Source organism: Fodinibius sp. GM21 (assembly GCF_058386955.1).
The window spans coordinates 417,332-439,790 of the sequence record NZ_JBYEIQ010000004.1 but is presented as its reverse complement, the minus strand read 5'-3'; the positions used below and the strand labels follow the sequence as shown (position 1 = coordinate 439,790).

The 22,459-nt window shown below is 41.6% G+C and carries 16 protein-coding genes; 1 reads left to right on the top strand and 15 read right to left on the bottom strand.

Going from position 1 to position 22,459, the window contains the following annotated elements:
* The first annotated feature begins 139 nt into the window (after window positions 1-139).
* The gene (locus ACT3IB_RS12240; protein WP_491539307.1) at window positions 140-3,496 is read left to right on the top strand and encodes a coiled-coil domain-containing protein; all 3,357 of its coding nucleotides are present in this window, start codon (window positions 140-142) and stop codon (window positions 3,494-3,496) included.
* Window positions 3,497-3,688: 192 nt separating this feature from the next.
* Here ACT3IB_RS12240 and ACT3IB_RS12235 read toward each other — a convergent pair whose 3' ends face one another.
* The 15 genes from ACT3IB_RS12235 to ACT3IB_RS12165 all read right to left on the bottom strand — a co-directional run bounded on the left by ACT3IB_RS12235 (window position 3,689) and on the right by ACT3IB_RS12165 (window position 22,437).
* Entirely contained in the window at window positions 3,689-4,447 is a 759-nt protein-coding gene (locus ACT3IB_RS12235; protein ID WP_491539306.1) for an HAD hydrolase family protein, read from the bottom strand.
* 133 nt (window positions 4,448-4,580) lie between these two features.
* Window positions 4,581-4,859: a four helix bundle protein gene (locus tag ACT3IB_RS12230; protein WP_491539305.1), complete on the bottom strand. Its 279-nt coding sequence runs from the start codon at window positions 4,857-4,859 to the stop codon at window positions 4,581-4,583.
* Between the two features lie 81 nt (window positions 4,860-4,940).
* Window positions 4,941-5,981, bottom strand: coding sequence for a VWA domain-containing protein (locus ACT3IB_RS12225; protein WP_491539304.1), 1,041 nt, complete (start codon window positions 5,979-5,981; stop codon window positions 4,941-4,943).
* Window positions 5,982-6,127: 146 nt separating this feature from the next.
* On the bottom strand, window positions 6,128-7,468 hold the full coding sequence (locus ACT3IB_RS12220; RefSeq protein ID WP_491539303.1) for a glycerate kinase type-2 family protein: 1,341 nt from the start codon (window positions 7,466-7,468) through the stop codon (window positions 6,128-6,130).
* Window positions 7,469-7,537: 69 nt separating this feature from the next.
* A complete protein-coding gene (locus tag ACT3IB_RS12215) occupies window positions 7,538-8,053 on the bottom strand; it encodes a hypothetical protein (RefSeq protein ID WP_491539302.1) in 516 nt (171 codons plus the stop codon).
* A 5-nt stretch (window positions 8,054-8,058) separates the two neighbouring features.
* On the bottom strand, window positions 8,059-8,589 hold the full coding sequence (xrtX, locus tag ACT3IB_RS12210) for an exosortase X (RefSeq protein ID WP_491539301.1): 531 nt from the start codon (window positions 8,587-8,589) through the stop codon (window positions 8,059-8,061).
* Window positions 8,590-8,682: 93 nt separating this feature from the next.
* On the bottom strand, window positions 8,683-9,489 hold the full coding sequence (locus ACT3IB_RS12205; protein ID WP_491539300.1) for a glycosyltransferase family 2 protein: 807 nt from the start codon (window positions 9,487-9,489) through the stop codon (window positions 8,683-8,685).
* Window positions 9,490-9,663: 174 nt separating this feature from the next.
* Window positions 9,664-12,054, bottom strand: coding sequence for a GumC family protein (locus ACT3IB_RS12200; RefSeq protein WP_491539299.1), 2,391 nt, complete (start codon window positions 12,052-12,054; stop codon window positions 9,664-9,666).
* Between the two features lie 372 nt (window positions 12,055-12,426).
* On the bottom strand, window positions 12,427-14,895 hold the full coding sequence (locus ACT3IB_RS12195; RefSeq protein WP_491539298.1) for an SLBB domain-containing protein: 2,469 nt from the start codon (window positions 14,893-14,895) through the stop codon (window positions 12,427-12,429).
* Between the two features lie 1,358 nt (window positions 14,896-16,253).
* Complete coding sequence (locus ACT3IB_RS12190) at window positions 16,254-17,027, bottom strand: sugar transferase (RefSeq protein WP_491539297.1); 774 nt, start codon at window positions 17,025-17,027, stop codon at window positions 16,254-16,256.
* A gap of 108 nt (window positions 17,028-17,135) precedes the next feature.
* A complete protein-coding gene (locus tag ACT3IB_RS12185; protein WP_491539296.1) occupies window positions 17,136-18,140 on the bottom strand; it encodes an NAD-dependent epimerase/dehydratase family protein in 1,005 nt (334 codons plus the stop codon).
* A gap of 8 nt (window positions 18,141-18,148) precedes the next feature.
* Window positions 18,149-19,279: a glycosyltransferase gene (locus ACT3IB_RS12180; protein WP_491539295.1), complete on the bottom strand. Its 1,131-nt coding sequence runs from the start codon at window positions 19,277-19,279 to the stop codon at window positions 18,149-18,151.
* A complete protein-coding gene (locus ACT3IB_RS12175; RefSeq protein ID WP_491539294.1) occupies window positions 19,276-20,478 on the bottom strand; it encodes a DUF6418 domain-containing protein in 1,203 nt (400 codons plus the stop codon). Before ACT3IB_RS12175 ends, ACT3IB_RS12180 begins: the two co-directional genes overlap by 4 nt.
* Window positions 20,479-20,600: 122 nt before the next feature.
* Window positions 20,601-21,824 (bottom strand): glycosyltransferase family 4 protein, encoded by a 1,224-nt coding sequence (locus ACT3IB_RS12170; protein ID WP_491539293.1) that lies wholly within the window; start codon window positions 21,822-21,824, stop codon window positions 20,601-20,603.
* Window positions 21,825-21,894: 70 nt separating this feature from the next.
* Window positions 21,895-22,437: a serine O-acetyltransferase gene (locus ACT3IB_RS12165; RefSeq protein ID WP_491539292.1), complete on the bottom strand. Its 543-nt coding sequence runs from the start codon at window positions 22,435-22,437 to the stop codon at window positions 21,895-21,897.
* Window positions 22,438-22,459 lie beyond the last annotated feature (22 nt).

Here is a 22,459-nt window from a genome sequence, read left to right as displayed (position 1 = left end):
AATTTATCCTTCTCTAAAATTTGGGATCACATTTGGTCACTCATTTTTAACAGATAGGATATTGGAGTATCCAATATTTTCGTTTATTTAAACGTTACTGTAAAACCGATTCCACTCCACTGCGATTTAGCCAACGGTGATGAGCAAAGAACAATCCACAGATAAATCAATCCGCCCGTTTGTTGATATTATTCAGCAACGACATCGGTCCCTTTCCAGAAATTTTTATATCGCTCTTGGTGCCATCTTTGTAGCCATTCTGTTTGTGGGATTTACAATCATCGGAATGTTCGAGGCCGTGTATTATCTGTCATCAACCATAAAAATTACAACATTATCATTACTGCTGATAACAGCAGTAATTACCTCTGGGTATTTGTACAAAAGGTTTGAACTACCTTCATTCAAAGCGATTTATTACCAATTCAGTCGAAAGGAAAAGACGCCCGAACTTGCTGATGCTTTGGATTTGCACTATAAGCATCAAGAGGAAAACTCTCTGCACAAAGCGGCGATTGAGCAAAATCTTTCAAAGCTTGATTTCGAATCTTTAAAGAAAAAACTCCGACAGTTCACCCGGAATCATTCCCTGCATCAGCTTTTTAAACGAAGCGTCATTGCTTCGGTTGGGGGATTTGTTCTACTTTCCCAGTTTGCAGTTTTCTACCCCTCTGCCATAAAACGACTGGCCAGCCCGCAGCAATCCTTTTCTCCACCCAACCCCTATAATTTCGTAATTGAACCGGGGTCCTTAACGCTCGAACAAGGAAATTCATTTTTGCCCTCCATTCGTTTTCAAGATGAAGTACCGGAAGACATTTTATTGGCTTTCAAAACGAATATTGAGGAGAATTATCGGCAGCGAAGTCCGGAAACGCTGAAGCAAAACAAAGCTTCTTTTGCCCCCATCTCGCTCACCACCGACGGCCGTTACTATGTCATTATGGATGGATTTGAGAGCAAAAAATTCGACATTAATGTGCAGCTTCGTCCCAGATTTGAAAAATTGACTTTAAATGTTATTCCGCCCGATTATACACAACTCGATTCTACCTCGTACAGCTACCCCTTTTCCAAAATCCAGGCCTATCAGGGTTCTACCATAGAAATTGAGGGGCTTGCAAACAAGAAGCTATCGGAACTGATATATATTAGCTCAAACCTAAAGGATACCCTTTCTGTCAACAGAGACTCTACCCAAAAAAATCTCTTTACAATTAAAACAAAGGTTGGAGCGGTGGATACCCTTTCTTTTAGGATGCGGGATGAAGCCGGCCTAACCAATGAAAATAACTTCAGATTTATCGTTGATCCCCGAAAAGATCAGTCTCCTTATGTTGAATTAACTGCCCCATCCAAAAACATAACAATGAAAACGGCCGAACCTATAATAGTAAAATTTGAGGCCGGAGATGATTTTGGACTGACCAAAGCCCAACTGCACTATGAGCTACAACGGGCCTTCACTCCAAAACCGGAAAAAGGATCTCTGGAATTGCCAACACCTGCCATCAACGAACAGGAATCGTATCAGTGGAATCTTCCCGATTTAAATCCCAAGGCCCGCGACCAAATCACCTATTGGATCGAAGTCTATGACAATGATCAATACAACGGACGAAAAAAAGGGCGTTCCCAAAAAATGATGGTAACCTTCCCATCTACTACAGAGTTTATGGATGAGCTGGATTCCAAGGAACGTGAAATAAGCGAATCGCTGGAGGATGTCTCCCAGTCGTTTGAGCAAATGGAAAAGCAATACGAGCAGTTCAAACAACGGCTTCAGCGAAATCCCAAAACAGACTGGGAACAAAAAAAGCAGCTCGAAAAAGTTGAAAAGGAGCGCCAGGAAATTGACAAAAAGGTTGATGAGTTAAATCAAAAGTTTGAGGAGATCAGAAAAGAGATTCAGCAAAACCAGGCTATGTCACCGGAGACGTTGGAAGCCTATGATGAGCTCCAGAAGCTGATGAAGCAAATTAATGATCCGGAGCTTAAAAAGGCATTGGAAGAACTTCGGAATTCACTCGGGGAAATGAATCCTGATGAAATGCGAAAAGCACTTGAAAATTATGAATTTAATGAAGAGCAGTACCGCCAACGTATTGATCGCACCCTCAATCTGTTTAAATCTCTCAAGTTAAATAGTGATCTGGAAAAGGCAGCTCAATCACTGGAGGAGTTGGCCGAGCAGGAAAAAGAGATCAGCGAATCTAACGAGATATCACAGGAAGAGGTACAACAGCAGGAGTCAATCCGAGAGGATGTGTCAGGTGTCCAGGAGCAACTAGATAATATGGACGACACCGCGCCTGACAAAGCCAAATCCCAGGTTGAAGAGCTGCAGAAAAAAAGCAGTGAGCGACTAAAAGATATTCAAAGAGAACTGCAAGAAAATATCCAAAAGCTGAAAGAGCAATCATCCTCTCAAAAAGACTCCGACATTCAAAAACAGCAACAGAATATTCAGCAACAGCTGCAACAGCAGGCCCAAGAAATGCGCAGCGCCAAACAGCAGCTCAACAAGCAACGGCGTCGGATTAATATGGCCGCACTGGAATACATTTTACATTCGCTTGTCAACCTTTCTGTGAATCAGGAAGAATTAACCAAAGAAACCCAAAATATCCCGCCGCAATCCAGCGCTTTCGTTGAAAAGGCCAGAAAAGAACGAAACATTTCCAGTCAGTTTACTATGCTTTCGGACTCTCTATTTAAGGTATCTTCGGAGATTCCAAGCTTTTCCAATCGCATTAACAAAAAGAAAACCGAAGTCGAAAATTATCTTTCACGGTCGGTCGAACTGTTGGCAGAGCGTGACGGCTCTAATGCCACCCATGTGCAGCGTCAATCACTGGGCGGCATCAATGAGCTGGCTACGATGATCACTTCCCTTTTAGATCAGCTGAACAACCAGCAAGGCGGCGGTTCGGGTGCAGCCATGAGCATGCAACAACTTATGGAAGAGATGAAGAAGATGTCGGGCGAACAACAGCAGCTCAACAAGCAGATTCAGGAAATGATAAATGACATTCAGGGAAATCGCCTGTCGCAGGACCAGATGGAGCGGCTCAACCAGCTTTCGAAGCAGCAAAATAAAATCCGAAAACAACTCCGGGAATTACAACGGCGTGGAGAGCTCGAATCGGGCGACCGAGTGCTGAGTGAACTGGAACGGATGTCGGAGCAGATGGAAGATGCGATTAATGATCTGCGCGGTGGACAGCTGGACCAACAGCTGATGCAGCGTCAGCAAAATATCCTTTCGCGTATGCTTAATGCCGAAAAGGCGGTACAAGAACGCGGTAAAGAAGAGCGACGAGAAGCTACTACTGCAGACGAACAGGAACAACGTGCATCCCCGGATATCACCCTCGAAGAACTGCAGAAGCAGGTCCGAAAGATGATAAATGATCCCGATTACACTTCGTTTTCGGATGACTATCAGCGTTTAATTGAGCAGTATTTTGAGCTTTTGAAAAAGTATGAGAACTAGATAGCTTATCCTCCCTCTTTAAAAAAAACTGTCATCTCGAATTTTAGTGAGAGATCCTTGTTTTCATTTATACAATACACAGATTTCTCATTCCACTATGTTTCATTCGAAATGACAAGTGAATTTTCTTCACTCTGCAACTTTGTTACCTAGCTACCTAATTTCCTAATCGCTGAATCCTTAATAACCAGCTCACCCTGCCGCAGCAAGCTTTCTCCTGTTTTCCCGGATAACCTGTCGATATGCTTCCAAGACCGCTTCGGTGACCTCACTATCAAGTACTTCAGCTTCTCTCTTTACTGCTTCGGCTGCATTCTGTGGGGCAAACGCTTTTCCCACCAGCTGCAATCCCGGAATATCACCGCTGCTGTCACCAATATAGGCCACTTCGCTCGGATCAATATCCATGATGTCACAAAGCTGCTGTATACCGGTCCGTTTGTTGTTTTCAGCCAGAATTATATTAATGGATACTTCCGTATCGTGAACTTCGAACTTGGGATAATGTTCTTCAACGTATTCTGCTACCTGTGGATAGAGTTCCTGAATCACTTTGCTATCGAGATGAATAATACCGGCATCCATTTTCTTGGTAAATTCAACGATGATTCCCTGATGCTGCGGGACAATCTCTTCCCTAAGCCAGTCCTTTAGTTCTCGCACCTGCTGCTCGGCTTCTTTGTCAAATGCGGGGTGCAGTTGAATTTCGTTCGTGTCAAGTTTGTACACGCCTGCACTTTCAAATACCACGTGGCTGTCGATACCCAGCCATTGCGTTACGGCTTCGACATACGGAAAAGGCCGACCCGAACAGATAGATAACGATGGCACCGCCATATCATGAATGCTCTGTTCATTAAGCCGACGGATCTGGGAAAGCAGCTCCCAGTCCGGAGATTCAAAAGGTACAGAGATACAGCCATCAAGGTCGGTAATAAAGAGTTTTATCATATTTTGGAGTTATAACGTGACAGAGCTACAAAGAGACAAAGTGCTGCCACTGCTTTTTTTAATTATTTAGACTTCTTAAAAAACTACTCATCATTCGTTCAATTTCTCGGCTCATATCATACATTTTTGCTCCTTAATCATTCTCAAAATAATCCAGGTTTTGGGCAATTTCTATTTGAGTCTGAAGCTCAAACAAAGATCCCATTGAAATATTCAGATATCTCTGAAACTCTCCATTTGAATTTCGCCCATATCCTTCAGCTATATTTGAAGGTATCGAAACAGCAGATCTTCTTACTTGCGAAACCAATCCATACTTTTCTGAATCAGGGAAATAAGCCGTTTGCCTATAAACTTCTGTAACTAAATTCATCGCTTTCTGCCAGATCTTTAAATCTCTGAATGTACTCATATTCCCTCCTGATAAGATTAAAAGTTTAGTTATTACCTCTGATACTTTATTTCTTTGTTACTTTGCAACTTTCATTCTAAGTCACTCTGAAACTCTGCCACTACCATTTATCTTGAATTCCGGAAATACCATGCCTATAAAAACAAACAATAATCCTGCTGCAGCCAGCCACTGATATTGATTTTTAAAATCGGCATACTCCTGGCTGGAAAACTCCCCCTGTTGCAGCTCATCCAGCCGGCCCAGAAAACTGTCAATGCCAGAATTGCCACTGCGGATCTCATAAAATTCTCCGTTAGCCTGATCCGCAATCGAACGCAACACGCTGGACTGAAGTGTACTGGTAATAACCTTTCCCTGCTGATCTCTTTTATACCCCATTAGGGACCCATCTTCATCATACAGGGGAATATTGCCTCCCGATTCTGTTCCTATCCCCAAGGTATAAACAGATACATTTTGCTCCAAGAGCTGGTTCAGTTCCTCATCATAACTTTCCCCGTGATTTTCACCATCAGAAATAATCAGAAATACCTTGGCCGCCTGTACATTTTGTCCATCCTCATCCGTTGACTTAAATGCTTCGGATGCAGTTTCCATAGCCGCACTAAAGTTCGTCGATGACGATGGCATTTGATCGGTCTCAGCAATATTTAAAAACATGCGCAGAGCCGAATAGTCCAACGTCATAGGAGCCTGTAGATAAGCCTCTCCGGTAAATACAACCAGCCCAACACGATCACCGTTGAGGCGATTAACCAGTCGCGATACCTCATATTTCGCTTTCTCCAAGCGGCTGGGTTTCACATCCTCAGTATTCATACTGTCCGACAAATCCAAGCCAATCAAGAGGTCAACACCCTGGCGTTTAACTTCGCGAACCTCCGTGCCAATTTTCGGGCCCGCTGCGGCAATAGTAAGCAGGGCAAGTCCAAGATAAAGGCTGCCCATACGGATCCGTTTACCCCTCGGCCAAAAACCGCTGCGTAACCTTTCAAAAAGTTCAGCTCCAAAGTAGTTTTTCCGTTTCTTATCCAGCTTCCTGTTGTACCACCAGTTTGCTCCAATAAGCAACGGAATGATAAGTAATAGCCATAAAAAAATGCTGTCTTGCCAGATCATAACTACCTGTTTGGTTTCCAGTATGGATAAATCAGAATGAGAATAATTAACTGATGAAAATAAACCAAATTGTGTTTGGGTTAAGTGACAGAGACGCAAAGTTTCAAAGTAACAAAGTTTAATATAACATTTACTTTGTTACTCTGTCACCTTGCAACTTTGTTTCTACACAGAACCATCGCCACATCCATCAAGTTATTCCCGGTGGGCCCTGTTTTTAACAGTGTGCCCATTTGCTCATGAAAATGATAGGAATCATTATCCGACAAATAGGAGTTTGGATCCAAATTCTTTTCTTTGGCTTTTGCCATCGTTGATCCGTCTATGACTGCCCCCGCCGCATCGGTGGGACCGTCAATACCGTCAGTGCCCGCACTTAGCCAAGTTATATTGGGGTAACCAGCTATTTTACATGCGCCCCTCAACGCCAACTCCTGATTACGTCCTCCCTTTCCATTCCCCGTCACCTTTACGGTACTCTCGCCCCAGAAAATGAATAAAACCGGGTGGGCGCTCCCCAATTCCCCCTCGTCCGCAACGGATAAAACGATATCGGCAATGGAGGTGGCCACCCCTTCAACATCTTTGTTAAACGGCTGATCGGCTACGGTCACGTTCATTCCTTGTTGTGATGCCAGCTCCCCTACCTTTCCAGCAAGTTTACGTGCCGAGCTAATAACTTCCGATTGATGTGTCTTAACAGTTGATTCCCCAGGCGTTACCGTTTTCTCTACCTCTCCCCTGATTCCCTTTTCAATATGTGTGCGAATTGATTTTGGGATTGTCTGCCAAAGATCATATTCCAATAGCACGTGATAGGCATCCTCGTACGAGGACCAATCGGGTATAGTAGGACCGCTGCCAACCATAGATAACTCGTCATCCGGCACATCAGAAATCACAAGATCGATAAGCGTAACCTCCGGATTTAAGTAACGAAGCAGTTGCCCCCCTTTAACTTTTGAACAGTGCTTTCGAACGGTATTGATTTCGTGAATAGTAGCTCCTGAATTATTAAGCGAATTATACAATCCAGCTAGTTCATCTACCGAAACACCTCCGGCAGGGGCGGCAAGCAAAGAGGAAGTCCCCCCTGAAATCAGGGTGATGAGCATAGCATCAGACGGGATATTTTTCATAAATTTCACCGTCCTGTTCCCCGCTTCTACACTTCGTTCATCGGGCAGTGGATGATTCCCGACCATCACTTCATCAGCCTTGCAAGAAACAGCTGCTTCCGGATCGTTTGTTATCACTAAACTTTTTGTGATATGATCGCCCAATATCTCACTGGCTCTCTCATACATGGGAACAGCCGCTTTGCCAACTGCAAACAGGTAAATCGGTCGACCGTCGATAGGATAATGGGTATCCGTTATTTTAATTTTTCCATCCCTAATGTAAAGTGATTCTTGTATTGCATAGTGCGGAGCACATTGCTCAAGCCCTTCCAGATAAAGATTCTTCAGAACTATTTTGTTATCCACAGCCGTACATTTTGATCTTTGAAAATAATAGAAGATCAATAATCTAAGGATCTTGCTGAAAACACTAAATTAATCCCTCTCCTTTTTAAAAATCATCCCATTCATTGCCAAAGGAACCATCGCCAGTGAAAGTCCCGGGACAAGGTATCCATTTATAACATCAACAAGCATAAAGCCCCATTGCAATCCCAAGACTCCAATCATCAGACCGAGATAAGCAAAAACAGAGCCCGCAAGATGAATACCTCCCAACAGCCAATAGGGTTTGGGATGAGCGGTCATAAATATCAGCGGTACCAGAGCAACCAACAGAAAAAAGCCAAACTGCGGCCGGTAGTGCAATTCTTTTGAATCTCTGCTGTGGAAATAAGTAACTTCTATAGCTCCTCCTTTTAAGGACGATTGAAAGGTGGATTCTGAGGTCTCCAGTGACGCAACCTGCGGAAATACCAACTGTTCTGTTATAATAATACGCGCAGGCCGCCAAAGGAACAGATAGAAAACAAGTATCCCCGCCAATAACAACATCCTGATGCAATAAAAACGAAAGGTTTTTGTCGGTATAAAGTTCTTTAGGCTGGCCATAGTATTTAGGCTGTTTCGCGGGAGGAACCGACAGCGCGAGTATCATCCCCAAAATTAGCCCACACCATCCAGAGCACAAAAATGACAAGATAAAAAATGGCGGTGGTCGAATAATCGTGCGTTACGGCAAACATTTCCGGAGCCTGTACCTGGGTAATAGTGAGTACGATGATGCGCATAATATTTACAAGATAAATAACGCCGATACCGATAAAGATAAACGCAATGCGCGGGATCCACGCGCTGGGATAGGCGACCACAAATCCAACGAACAAGCCGATGGCTGATATCCCGCTGCAGCCATTAACCAAGTAGATACCGGCAGACTCTCCGATGCCGATCAACCGACCGGTGGCATAAAAATCGTAGCCCAGTATTTCTAATATTCCGGCCGAAACTGATACAATATTGGTGGTCACCCATTGGTCCAGCGTGCCATTCGGCAACAGCCAAAGTTCATAGATGAAATACCAGAGCAGGTATATTCCGGCTACTTTGAGTAAAAAAATTCCCACTTTAGATTTATACCATTGCATATAAGCCGTCTTAATTACTTTTTGAGGAATATATTAAATTCCGGGGTTGCTTTCTATACGATATGAATTTAGCTGCTTATTCATAAAAAGATGCTATTTCTTATAAATGCCAAACAGATCATGCATAAATTTTGCCCACTCAACAGCAGTACCCCACAACAAATAAATCCCTTTTCGCCAACTGTCAGCGTAACGATAAATGACTTCCAGCTTGTATCTCATCCCGATTAAGCGATTTTTAATTCGTTTTTTGAGTGGACGATCGTATCGGTAATAACGATATACAGGCTCCTTAACATAAGCTATCGTGTTGCTTTTTTGGATTAATCGAATAGCAAAATCTTTATCCTGTCCGCGTATCATTCGTGGGTTCATCGGTCCTGTTCGCTGCAGCAAACTTTTTGAAAACAGCATCGCATTTTGATGAATGGGTGAAATGATGGTCGATAACAGATGACGCTTAAGATATTGCCCATTTCGTTCGGCATATCCCTGAATAGAACGTACAGACTGAACGATTCCCTGATAACAAACCTCAAAACTCCCAATGCAAAGATCGGCCTGATCGGCTTGCAAAGCTGAGATACGTTTCGATATGCTACCGGGGGACAGCTGGTCATCGGCATCCAAGATGGTGAAATATGCTCCGCTTGCCGCCTCAAATCCACGATTAACCGCGGTGGGCTTTCCCTTGTTATGCTCAATCTCCAGCAGTTTTAACATCAGTCCCAAGCCGGATATTTGCGATCGATATATCCCGGCACGCGATCCATCATCCACAACAATTAGCTCGATATTACTGTAATTCTGGTCGGCTACGCTCTTTACCGCCTCCGGCAGAGAGGAATGCATATTGTAATGCGGAATAATTACCGTAACCTTGGGTTGGGAATCCGACACAGTCTCTTGACTTTAATAGTTTTCAATAACAAGAGTACTACATATGGATTTAATACTCAACATTTTGGGTGATATTTCTGTAAAAGACCTAAATTAGCGTCTCTATGAGCTATTTCAGCTCCACAATACCAGTTTTACAGAAAATAAACGCCGTTAACAAATAAGAAATGCTGGCTACTCTTCAGAATGGTATGAGGCGTAATCCTTGTATATCTCTCGGTAGTAATAGGAGTTGTAGTAATAGTCGGTTGATTTATTATACTCGAATGCTGTTAAGACCGTGCCCACAACATTCGCTTCTACCCGCTGTAAGTTGTTGAATAGATGGGAGAGTTCTGCCTCTACGGTATCGTTAAAACGAGCAACAACGACCACTCCATCGGTCTGCTGTATCAGTGCAGATGCATCCGTGATGATACCGTATGGCGGCGTATCGATCAGAACAATATCAAAATTTTCTTCGAGATCTTTTATGGTTTTCAAAAAGGATTTGCTCTGAACAATGGACGATGGATTGGGAGGACGATTCCCGGCCGTCAATACCGAAAGATTGGACAAAGGTGTGGGCTGCAAGGCCTCATCCAGAGCAACTCCATCAAACAACACCTCAACAATACCGGGTGCCTGCCGGCTTCCAAACTGTTTCAGGAGGTTTGGTCTACGCAGATCAGTATCCACAATAACCGTATTGTAACCGGCCTCCGCAAATACCGTACCCAGATTGGATACCGTGGTTGTCTTGCCATCACCCTTGGTGGCACTGGTAATCATCAACGAATTTATTTCATGATCCGGGTTGGAGTAGACAATGTTACTCTGCAAGCGTCGGAATGATTCCGAAATCGGCGACACCGAATCCAGCATGGATACCGTGGTAGTAGCAATTTCCATCCCATTCACTGTAGTAAATTCTTCCCCGTCATGTTCATCCTGCACAAAATCATTCATATCAGGAATTACCGCCAGCAGTGGATATCCAAACTCCTTCAATTTTTCCACCCCATCAATGCGGGTATTAAAAGCCTGACGCACAAAGATATAACCCACACTTAAAATTCCGCCCAGTATAAAGCCTACCAACAGATACAGCTTTTTATTGGGTTTTACCGGCGTTTCAGGAATATAGCCGTCATCCAATGGCCGCCCCAGCCCAAATTGCGTCTGCTTCCAGAGCGACATTTCTGCATATTGTTGCGATACCGTAAGATACAGCTCCTCATTTATCTTGACATCCCGCTTAAGCCGAGCCAGCTCAATCATGTTATCAGGCAGATTATCAAAAAAGGTGCGTTGCTCAGATAACTGCTCATTAATAACATCCATCTGGGCCGAATACTGCTCGCGCTCCACCTTCAATTCAATCAGCTTTTTATTCAGCTCGGTTACGGCCTGAGAAATATTGCCGTCCGATCCACCCAGGAATCCAAGGTACTGATCTCCCTGTTGCACCAAGTCAGAGGTCAACTCTTTTATGCGAGTCTTATAAACATCAATTTTATCATTAATCTCTTTCAGTTCCGTTGGTGGATTTGGCTTATCTTTAATACCGGGATTATTGGCGATCAGCTGCATTTTTTCAATCTCAAGCTCTGCCAGCTGATACTGCAACCTCATCATATTGGGACCTACGGCATCGGAATACTGCTCGGCCAGACCGGGTTTAATATTATTGAGCCGATCTTCATACTGACTAATTCCCGATTCAACAGCTACCAATTTAACTTTAGCTTCCTGTTTGCGTGATTCCAGTTCAGCCATACGGGTGATCAATTCCTCAGTCTGGGCATCCACCTTTACCAGCTGCTTCTCATTCATAAAGGTACGCAGACGATCCTCAACGGTATTCAGCCGTTGCTCTATTCGCTGACGTTCATTTTCCAAAAAGTCCACCGCAGAATTCGCAGAACGGCGGTTTTGTCGGGTTGAAAGATTGGTATATACCTCAATTGAAAGATTTACAATATCGGCTGCTTCCCGGGGAGCCGGACTTTCATACGTTATCGAAACCATATCGGCTTCCCGATCAACCTGGGAAAAAGATATGTTATTTCTGATTCGAAGAGCAACCGTATCTCGAGCAGCCAGCGATGAATCCTTGGGATAACTTTTAAAAAGGGCCGGATACTGTTTCCCATTGTCCATGAGTCTTCGCTTCATCAGGCTGTCCGCCATTTCTAACGAAAGCTTTCGCGATCGCAATACCTGAAGCTCATTGGAGATAGTGCTTCCCGTTCCAATGCCGTATGTGCTGGTCAGCAAATTTGCCAAGTCACTACCGGCATAGGAGTATCGGTTTTGCTGCTGGCTAATAAGCAACGAAGCCTCACTTTGATAGATAGGTGTTGAGGTATAGGCGACAATCCCCGCCAAAATGGTAAATAGCGCAACCGTTGATACAATAATCCACTTGTGATTCCAAAGCGTAAAAAATAACCGCTTAAGATCTATCTCATCCGGATCCCGACCTTTATTTCCGGGAGAACTTAGCCCTTGGGGCTCTCCCCGATAGGAACCATTATTGGAGGTGTTATCAGATCCGGGAAAATTGTCGTTGTTCGAAGCCATTTATACTATTAATGAAATGAAATCTGTTTAGAAAATCCTCAATGCAAAGGTACCGATTTTTTAATAAGCAACTAAATTATTTAACACTCGTGGGATTTTAAAATATTTTTATCAACAAATCGTGATGCAATATTGGATAAGCGGCTGCGCTACCTAATCTCTGTTAGATCAATATTTATATTCAATGCTCTCTGTGCGTTATTGCTACATACCCAAAATTTCCCGGCATTGAAGTACTGTTCTGCTGATTACAAACAAAACCAGCAACAGATTTAACTTCAACATTAAACCTTCAACACTTCGCAACTCTATAACTTTTCAGCTCTGTACGTCAGTTAGTTTAATCCTAACCACTCAATCGTACAATCATTGTTAGTTGCGACGAATCTGGAAAATCGTATTACTTACAATGGCAGCCATCGATACTATTGCGGACAGAATACCAATGCGTTCCTGCGTAGTAAGATCGCGCTTCTGCTCTTTACGGGGTACATAGATAGTGGCCCCGGGGCGGACATCCGGATAATTACGGAAGAACAGGAACTTGCTGGCACGGTCTACCTCTCCATTGGCATACACAATATAGGCATCCTTGGGCTTTCCGCGATCTGAGGCTCCGCCTGCGGCCCTCAAGTAATCTTTGAGCGACAAATTATCCTCATATCGGACACTGACCGGATAAAGCACTTCTCCGGCAATCTGTACCGTTTGCAATTCCTTGGGAATCTCAAGCACATCTCCTTCCCGCAGGATAAGATCTTCTTTTGAGCCTGGATTTTGAATTATTTTATCGAGCTCTATCCCCACCTTTGTCCTTTGTTGCTGCAGTCTCGCTCCCTGTTCAAGCGTATCGGGTATATTCAGGAAAGTAGTATCTACTTTCTGTTCAATATCCCGGGTAAGATTTCCACCGGGGGCATACGCATATTGGGTCAACCCGCCGGCTCTCTGAATCAGATCAGAAATGCGCATATCCTGTTCGTCCAGGGTATACTTGCCGGGGAATAACACTTCACCCTTAATGGTAACCTGCCGCTGCTCATAGTAATTGGGCGCATTACGTACAAATATCTTGTCAAACGGTTTAATCGTAAAATCAGCTGTTTTATCATCGAGCTGCAGATTTTCATTCACCCTGAACCGATGAATTTCTGCGATCTCCCTGGCCACATACATCGAATCACCGCTGTCGATTCTTCGTGATACCTCAATGCGGTATGGGGCCGCCGACTCCTTAAATCCATCAGCTTGTAGAATAACATCTTCGAGCGTCATATTTTCCACAAAGGGAAAAGTCCCCGGTTCCTGAACAGCCCCCACAACCGATATGGTATAATCTTCGCGAAGATCAAAAATGGACGAAATGCGTACAATATCGTTTCGCTCCAACTTTATATCATTTTCTTCGGGATTATTCAGCAACTCTCTGACGTTAAAAGAAACAACCTCCGTAGAAAGATCATCCTGCTCTCGGTAGATAAGACCGCGATTCATAAAGGCATCTTCCCGAATCCCTTCGGCCCGCTGAATCAGTGAATATACCGTCGTAGAATCTTTGAGCTCGTAATCTCCTTCTCTGAACACTGCCCCCTGTATCTCCACCCTGTTGGCAAAGCGGTCTAACACCTTTTCCACATAGACACTGTCCCCATCCTGCAGCTCAAAATCACTTTGCTGCGGATAATTAATATCATCGATTCGTTTCTGGGAGCCGGTATTCCCAATAATTTTCAGCCGCTTGGTATAGGCATTAGACGCAAATCCACCGGCATAGGTAATCAGATCCTGAATGGTCTCCCCTTTCTGAAGCTCAAAAATACCCGTACGCTTTGTCTTGCCGTTTAGTTCTACCCGTGATATATAGGGATCAATCTTGATGATATCCTGATCGCGCAACCTGATATTATCTTTCTGGTTCCCATACACCAGGAAATCGTAAATATCAAGGGTGGCCGCTATAGTATCGCCGCGAATGACTTCAATCTCCCTAAACGTACCTGTAGAATCAGGTCCGCCTGCCGAGTACAGTGCATTAAATACCGTAGCAAGGGACGGCAGTGTATAGGTTCCGGGAAAACGACTCTCACCCAGTACCGTCACATTGATACTGCGGACATTTCCCAGTGATATACGGGCCTGCGTATCCGTCGGTTTATCATCGGCCGCTTTTAATCCGGAGTATATTTTCGACAAGGAACTTTTTATGCGATCCCGGGCCTTTTCAATTGATAACCCATTTACATAAATAGGCCCTAAATTCGCAATGGTTATGGTGCCCTCCGGGGATACCGTCAGTTCATAGGTCTGCTCAGCCGCCCCCCAGATATCAATAATAAGCTGGTCTCCGGGTCCCAACTGGTAATTTTCAGGCGTGGGGACATTTAATGAGGGCGTGAACGTTACTTTATCTCTGCGAAAGAGATCAGATCCAAATATTCTGTTTCGCAGGGTATCTTTGCGGAGGCTATCCGGTCGCATCTGAAAGGTGGTATCAGTCGTTACCGACCGTAGCTGATTGGCCTGACGCTGCCCCTGCTGCCCACCATTCTGCATGCGCAAATTTCGCACCCTGCGCACCAGTTTACTCACCTCTGACGGCGACATGCCCCGGGCCATGGCCATCTGTTCCACCTGTGAGAGGGTATATCCCTGACTTTGGGCGCGTTCCCACAGCCGCTGCACCTGTTGGTCCGAAAGATCACTGGATCTGAGGTTTTCAAAATCAATAGACCCAATATCTTGTGCGGCTGCACCGGCAATAACAATAAATAAAAATACAAATAATACGGTTGCTGTACGCTGTAGCTGTTTCTTAATGACCATCTGTTCGTTTATTGACATTTGATAATCCCGAAATAAATGAGTCAAAAAGTAAGAAATATCCGCCTAAAGATACACCTCTTTTTAGGTGATTAGGTTATCGGGTAATTAAGTGACTGAGTGATTAGATAATTATGTGATTCGGTGATTAGACAGCCCTTCAACTTGACCGAACAATCCGAGCAAGAAATTTCTGATTCATCATTCTAAATTCAACATTTAACATTTCAAACCGTCATCCGTCGACATTCCAACAAAACAAAGATTTCTCCACTCCAGCCCCCCTCCGGCAGAAATGACAAACTTGATTCACAGTCATCAGTCAGTCGACCTCCGTCACTCAGCTTCTTTGTAACCTTGTCACTCAGCAACTTACTCCCTTAATCACCTAATCACCACTGAATCAAACCCACCCCGCCTCTTTCCCTCATAGGACCGGAATTACTCGATGCCCGCTTTGCTGATCAATCCTTCCGGAATAGCGAATTCTGTGTGGTGGCCAAAGGGTGAACAGGATAATTCTATATCGATACTATTCTTTAAAATAGATTCTATGCCCAAAGAATCATCAGAGTTATCCCACCCAAAGGTCGAAGCAGTTCCAGAATTTCCAGCTGGTCACTTTTTTGGTACGTTTTTTCCTGACTAAAAAAATGTTTAATAATATCTTTTGAAAAGATTCCGCATAATTGGGGCTTGATGCAGAATGGTGTCCTTATTTTGTAAGCTAAGAGTGGACTTACTTATTTGAATGAGCAAAAAAGTACCAAAAAGCTCACCGGGGGAATCGTAGATTTTGTTCTTTTTATAGTTCTTAGAACGCCAATTGCTTTAGATCATTTACTGCTTTTTTGTTCGATTTTCCCGCGATTCGCCCCAAACCCCCTTTTTTTTGAACCACTAAAGGATTTGATAGTGACACTTTATTTCCGATGGGCAATAACTAATCACAAACTACTTAGTTCCGATACTTCGGCGAAGTAGGCCCTTGATCTTTTCGTGCCCTTTTGGATCCAAACCCGTGGAATACCACGTAGTGATCATGCGATCCTCGGAAGATTCCACAGGGATCGAATCACCGCTCTCCCTGTTATCAGTCCTTTGTCGCCCGTCAAAACACACAGATTTTTTACTTCACTATGTTCCGTTCGAAATAAGAATTTAGAATTTCATTCAACATTGAACACTTCCCAAACCAATCACTTTGAGACTTTGCAACTCTGTTACTCTGCAACTTTGTCACTCTGTCCCTTAGACACTGAGTCACCTCATCACAAAAAAAGAGGCACCTCTCTACTACGTATAAAGCTTCGTAGAGCGTGCCTCACGAAAATGCCTAATACAAAACTTAACACTTTCTACTTAATACTCAGCCTTTCTCAATGCGCATTCGTCTCCAGTTTCAACATTTGCAACACCGTATGCCCAATAATCACCATATCAAGCCAAAGCGACTGTTTCTCAACATACACCAGATCTTTATCAAGCCTATTACGCATATGCTCCTCATCCAGCGTACCACCGCGAAATCCTTCAACCTGGGCATACCCAGAGATTCCCGGTTTAACCGCGTAACGGCAGTAAAAATCATCAAAGGTGTTATTCCAGTGCTTACATTCATCCACCGGGTACGGACGGGGACCAATAAGACTCATATCTCCCTTTAAGACATTAATAATTTGGGGCAGCTCATCCAGGTTGGTCTTACGCAGCATACTTCCAAACCAGAAGATGCGCTTATCTCCCTCTTCTGTTACCACCGGCTTACCGTCAATACGACGCAAGTTAAGTTGGTGCATAGTACGAAACTTAAAGCAGGTAAACTCTTCTCCATTCTGACCGGTGCGTTGTTGCTTAAATATAACCGGACCTTTGGAAGAGAGCTTGATACCCAGTGCAAATAAGGGATAGACCAAAGCAAATATCACACAACCAATAAACGATAATACCAGATCGATAGCCCGCTTGCCGGTGTATTCTTTCTGTTGCAATCGCTCAAAGTTGATGCGATCTGTTGTGGTATACGTCTGCTCTTGATAAGTTGTGGTCTCTTTCTCGTAGATAATACTGTCTCGAACAGTAAGTGCCTCATCCAGCACTTCTGCCTGTGCATTTTTTCCCATAACACCAATTTTGGTTAGTAACGGTTTCATCTATAGATTCTATCTTGATTTAATTTGAGGTTAGAATATAGGGAGAAATAATAACGATTGAAATTAATCTCGGTTAATATATTAATTTTTTTTAATATATCGAGCGAGTTACTTTAATCCTTCACTATTGCAGTCATCATACCAGTCTATAACTCCATCTTCTAATGAATAGGCTAGGTTAAAATTGCTCCTAGCTAGTTTTTCCCCTGAAACATTTGTAGAAAGCATCACCTTTTTAACTCTATCCGGATGTATACCCGTAAAGTCTTTGCCAATTATTTTCCCTAATACCATGATACAATAAGCAACAAAAACCAGTATTGGAGCAGGGATCAATAGCAGCGGTTTTCTGGCATCCGTTTCTTCTGCTACTGTTTCACAAATCTCCTGAATGGTAGGTGCTTCTTCATAGACCAGATTGTACAGATGCAGTCCTGCTTCTTTTTTACTAAAATAATAACAAGCACGAGCCACATCCTTTACATATACACATGCTTTTTTCGTATCTTTACGACCGGGATATACAAAAAATCCTTTTTTTTGAGATTCGTATAAACGAGTAAAATTGGCCTGTTCCCCTTTCCCAAAAATAATCCCCGGACGCAGTATAGAAAGCATCCTATTTTCAGGATCTTTTTCCTGCCAACCCTTGTGGATATGTTCGGCTACCAGTTTTGAACTACCATACGGATCTTCGGGTTGCGGTACCGATTCTTCGGTCTTTAGTTCTTCTGATTTGCCATAGGGAGATACTGAACTGGTGAAGACCATCTTTTTACACCTCAGCTCTTCGGCCAGTTGACAAACCGTTTCTGCGCCACGAATATTTGTTCTAAAATAATCGATATTAGGAAAGCCCGGGATACGGCAAATAGCCGCCAAGTTATAAATAACCGTATCTACGCCACATCCCAATTCTTTAAATGGTTCTGGATCTATGGCGTTACGGACGTCGCTTTCTATGAATTCAACTTTTGTTGATGCATTTGAATAATCTCTGGCAGGTTCTACAAAATCTAAAATGATAATAGAATCATATGCAGCTTCTGATACTAAATGATCGATAAGATGTGAGCCCACATAACCAGAACCACCACTCATAATACAAGTCATTGGAATATTTATTGTTTTGCCAATTCATGATACAAATTCTCATGTTCTGTAATAATTTTAGGGAGATTATATCTATTTTTAACAAATTTCTTAGCTTCATTAGCTACTTTTAACCTAACTTTTGGCTTTTTCATAAGCTCAATGATTTTATCTGCTATTAAAACTGGATCCTCCTGACAAAACCATCCAGTTCTACCTTCAATAATATGGTCTTCAGTGCCCATGGCTGGTAATGCGAGGACAGGTACCTCCATCATCATAGAATCTACTGTAACGTATCCAAAAGACTCATATCGTGAAAACATACAAAATAAATCGGATTTTGCAATTTCACGATCTGGGTCAGTTACCCAACCTGTAATTTCAGTATTTTCTAGGTTGTGATTTTTAATAAAGTTTTGAACTTTCTTGGCCTCTTTATCTGGAGAAGATCCATAATCTCCGATCCACTGGAAATGCACGTCATGCCTTTTATTAGCCACTTTTTCAGCCACCTGAAAAAAAAGTAAAGCTCTTTTTTGTTTACAGATACGACCACAAGCAGATATTGTAAATGAGGCCTTAGTCCTAGGTCTTAGTGTGGGATATTCTTCCTCTTTTCTACATGCAAGATATATATAAATAAGAGATTTTTGATCTACTAAATTCATATTTTTGAGCTGTTTTTTCTCACTTTGCGATGAGGCTACCAATATGTCAGTATAATACCCCAGTAATTTTTCAATAGGAAAAAACAACTTTGAATTGAAAACAGACAAAACATTTGGAGTAAAAATTACTTTGATTTCATTTTTAATAAGCCCCAACATTCTCATGATTCTTATTAAAAAACCAGCTTTTGAACTGTGTGCATGAATAATATCAGGATTAAAATTCTTAACGATATTATTTATAAGTTTTATAGATTTGTAATCTGAAGCTGGATTCACACCTCTAACCATCGGAACCTGTGTACAATCTATTTTTTTTTCATTTTCCAACCTTTTTATCTCCTTTTGATAGGATTCATCTGCGCGGTCCATACTATAAACATAGTGTGGTACAAATACAGTCCTATCCAAGTTGAATAACAAATCTAAAACATGCCTTTTTACACCAGCACTTCCTGGCTCAGAAACCATTAGTATTTTTGTGCTCATCCGTCTTTTTTATTTTTATATTCTTCATGAAAAATCAAGAGTGCGATTCCTATAAGCATCAGTACACGTAGGACATTACTAGACATTATAAAATTATCAAATGCCCCCCCTAAGATCATTGAATTATAGGTGGAGTAAAGAATATATATCAAATATATTTTTAGTAGATTATCTGAAAAAAGATAATTTTTAAATTTAACTAATATATGCCCGAATATTTTTCCCAAGCCAATCATTACAAAGAAAAAGAAAGACCAATTAAATGTAGCAAGAATAATAGCCGGAAATGCTCCTGTATACATATAATTACCTTCAAGTATTTCATAGATAAAACTACCGTTGGCAGCTTCTACCATAAGGTATTTTAGTCCTGTATATCCTTCAACAGGTAAACCAAACAGATTTTTTACTTCAGTCCATAAGTGAGAAGCTAAATATCCTCCTTCTGTTACTATAGAATGATAGGTTTTCCACCAAATCTCTCCTTGTAGTATAAAAATTCTTTCAAAAAGGTATGCCAGAAGTTTCCCGTCACCAAAAATATTAGCAGAATAGGAATAGGTAGAACTCTGTAATATGGTAGTTCCCAAAAAGAAAATGACAACCATTGCCCCCCAGCGGATAGTTTTCTTTAAATCAAACGATTTAACCTTAAACAATCCAAATAATACTGGACTGATCAGGAATGCGGTAAGAGCACTAAAAATAGCTGAAAACCGATTACCTCCCATAATCAAAAAAAGAACAATTAAAGTAATTTGGACAAGAGGTAATAAATGCCCACTATTTCTGATTTTTTGAAAAGAATATGAATACCCAATAAAAAAACATACTAAAAGATAATTTCTCCATAAAAAACCTACAATGGGAATAGAACTTAAAATTTCTGAGAAACTTGCTCGGTCCATACCAATCAAAAGCGGCACACCACTTACTAAAAATGCTGAATAATAGGCAATAATTACTGCTGAAATTACAAGATTCATCACCTGAATTTTACGGTAATTTACCTTTTTTACCTGTCTGCTAGGCAGAATATTTTTTATGTAGCCCCTTTTTTCAAGAACTCTTCGGATACTTTCAAAAAAAACTATATTCCCAACAATCAAGAATGAAGTAGCTAAAGTTCGACTCGAGGTGATTTTTAATTCATAAATATAAAATCCTCCAAAATCTAAAGTATAAACAGATAATACCATCCAAAATTGAATCACATACAAATAAAATATTGGTATAACCTGAAATCTTAGTCTTTGAAAAAAGAAGATCGAATATGCAATAAAAACGAAAAGGAATAAGGTATTTATTATAACAGTAATCACTACTGAACTATAGCATTATAGACTTCTTCGAGCTCATTAACATGGCGGTCGATAGTAAAAGGATCCTTCCAATATCTTTCGTATGCAACATTACCCATTTCTGCTACTAACTGATCATTCTGGAATAAATTAATCTTACGAATTAAATCGTCTACATTACCGTTTTCAAAAACAAGTCCCGTTTCACCATCATCAACCATATCACTTGCCGCACTTGTATCTGGTACAATAGATGGAACTCCAACCGAAGCGGCTTCTAAAACAACTAAGCCTTGTGTTTCATACCAAAGGGACGGAAATACCAAAGCCCTGCTCTCTTTAAGGTAATCTATAACCTTATCCTTAGATACCCACCCTGTTGTATGAACATTTGTAAATTGATTCTCAATCATATTTCTTAGCTGGCCATTACCAACAAACTGGGCCGGTACATTTAATTGATCTGCGGCTTTTGCTAACAAATGGGGCCCCTTCTGAAAATCTATTCTCCCGACTTGTGTAAATTTCTCATTTAAAGCCGGATCTATTGATTTTCTCATAGGCACATTTATGGGGTTATTTACCTTGTGGATGGTCGCATCATTAGGGAGATATGGTTTTAATATGTTATAACTAAAATCAGAAATCTTAATGAAATGATTAAGGAATGAGGGCATCCCCCCATATTCCGATTGTACCTTATGCCTGACTACCCGCCACATTTTGTGAAAGTAACTCCGTTTATCACAATGACAACTAACGCACGCTTTTGACATCGGAGTAAGTTTACAAATTTTGTTTTGTTGATAGTTAAAAAAACTGCCGTTCGGACAAGCTAGAAAATATTCATGCAGTGATACCACTGCTTTTACATCCATTTGTTGTATAGCCTTACCAATCGAAGCCGATAACCCTTTAGTCCAAGCGTGAAGATGTACTATTGTTTGTTCACTATTGAGTGACTTCAATAAGTCTTTTAACTCTAAAAATGCTTTTTTATTCCAAATTCCACGAAATGCTGCTTTTAGAGGATTTGGATCTTCTACAATATTTTCTTGATTTAAGCATATTACATTAACGGAACTCTCCCTTAATGTCTCATCTACTGGGCCAACTGCTGCAAAAAGTATCACATCATACCCCCTAGATGCTAACTCTTTAGCACTAGATATAGCCACTTCACCGGCACCGCCATTGACGTATGCAAAATCATTAATAATGACAATTGATCTATTTTTGCTCATAAAAAATCAAATATGGATTTTAAAATACTCTTTTGGGAATAGACATTAATTGTAGCAGTTTAAAATTCAATTATGTATTAGTTGCTTCCAGGTGATTTTTTTTAATGACCTTTGCAGGATTCCCCACTACGACACTATTAGGTGGCACATCATCTACAACTACACTTCCTATACCAATTTTTGAATTTTTTCCTACTGTAATTCCACCTAATATGACCGTATTTGCTCCAACTTCAACATTATCTTCAATTACAGGACTTGGCCCTTGCGATCCATCATCCTTTTTTTTACATCCAATTGTAGTGCAATGCCTTAGATGAACATTTCTACCAATAACAGAATTATCATTTATGACTAGAGCATAACCATGCTCAATTTTTAATCCTGGTCCAATTTGTGTTCCTGCTCTTAGCTCAACACAGAGAACATATTCAACGATAAATCTGTAAAGGGCCATGAAGGGAGTCCCTAAATACCACTTAAGACTGCCCTTTTCTTTTGCAAAAAAATGAACAAATCGGAAGAAAATCAGGATGAAAATTATTTTTACATGGCCTCTATTCTTTGAATAATCCTGTTTAATCGTATTCCAAAAGTCCTTAATCGTTTTCATAATGATTTGTGATTATTCCACT

Bases quoted from the DNA above. Each gene is read 5' to 3' on its own strand.
- ACT3IB_RS12190 (WP_491539297.1), bottom strand. From the start codon at position 17,027: ATGAAACCGTTACTAACCAAAATTGGTGTTATGGGAAAAAATGCACAG.
- ACT3IB_RS12195 (WP_491539298.1), bottom strand. From the start codon at position 14,895: ATGTCAATAAACGAACAGATGGTCATTAAGAAACAGCTACAGCGTACA.
- ACT3IB_RS12240 (WP_491539307.1), top strand. From the start codon at position 140: ATGAGCAAAGAACAATCCACAGATAAATCAATCCGCCCGTTTGTTGAT.
- ACT3IB_RS12180 (WP_491539295.1), bottom strand. From the start codon at position 19,279: ATGAGCACAAAAATACTAATGGTTTCTGAGCCAGGAAGTGCTGGTGTA.
- ACT3IB_RS12170 (WP_491539293.1), bottom strand. From the start codon at position 21,824: ATGAGCAAAAATAGATCAATTGTCATTATTAATGATTTTGCATACGTC.
- ACT3IB_RS12200 (WP_491539299.1), bottom strand. From the start codon at position 12,054: ATGGCTTCGAACAACGACAATTTTCCCGGATCTGATAACACCTCCAAT.
- ACT3IB_RS12225 (WP_491539304.1), bottom strand. From the start codon at position 5,981: ATGATCTGGCAAGACAGCATTTTTTTATGGCTATTACTTATCATTCCG.
- ACT3IB_RS12230 (WP_491539305.1), bottom strand. From the start codon at position 4,859: ATGAGTACATTCAGAGATTTAAAGATCTGGCAGAAAGCGATGAATTTA.
- ACT3IB_RS12165 (WP_491539292.1), bottom strand. From the start codon at position 22,437: ATGAAAACGATTAAGGACTTTTGGAATACGATTAAACAGGATTATTCA.
- ACT3IB_RS12215 (WP_491539302.1), bottom strand. From the start codon at position 8,053: ATGGCCAGCCTAAAGAACTTTATACCGACAAAAACCTTTCGTTTTTAT.
- ACT3IB_RS12235 (WP_491539306.1), bottom strand. From the start codon at position 4,447: ATGATAAAACTCTTTATTACCGACCTTGATGGCTGTATCTCTGTACCT.
- ACT3IB_RS12185 (WP_491539296.1), bottom strand. From the start codon at position 18,140: ATGACTTGTATTATGAGTGGTGGTTCTGGTTATGTGGGCTCACATCTT.
- ACT3IB_RS12175 (WP_491539294.1), bottom strand. From the start codon at position 20,478: ATGGTATTATCTGTTTATACTTTAGATTTTGGAGGATTTTATATTTAT.
- xrtX (WP_491539301.1), bottom strand. From the start codon at position 8,589: ATGCAATGGTATAAATCTAAAGTGGGAATTTTTTTACTCAAAGTAGCC.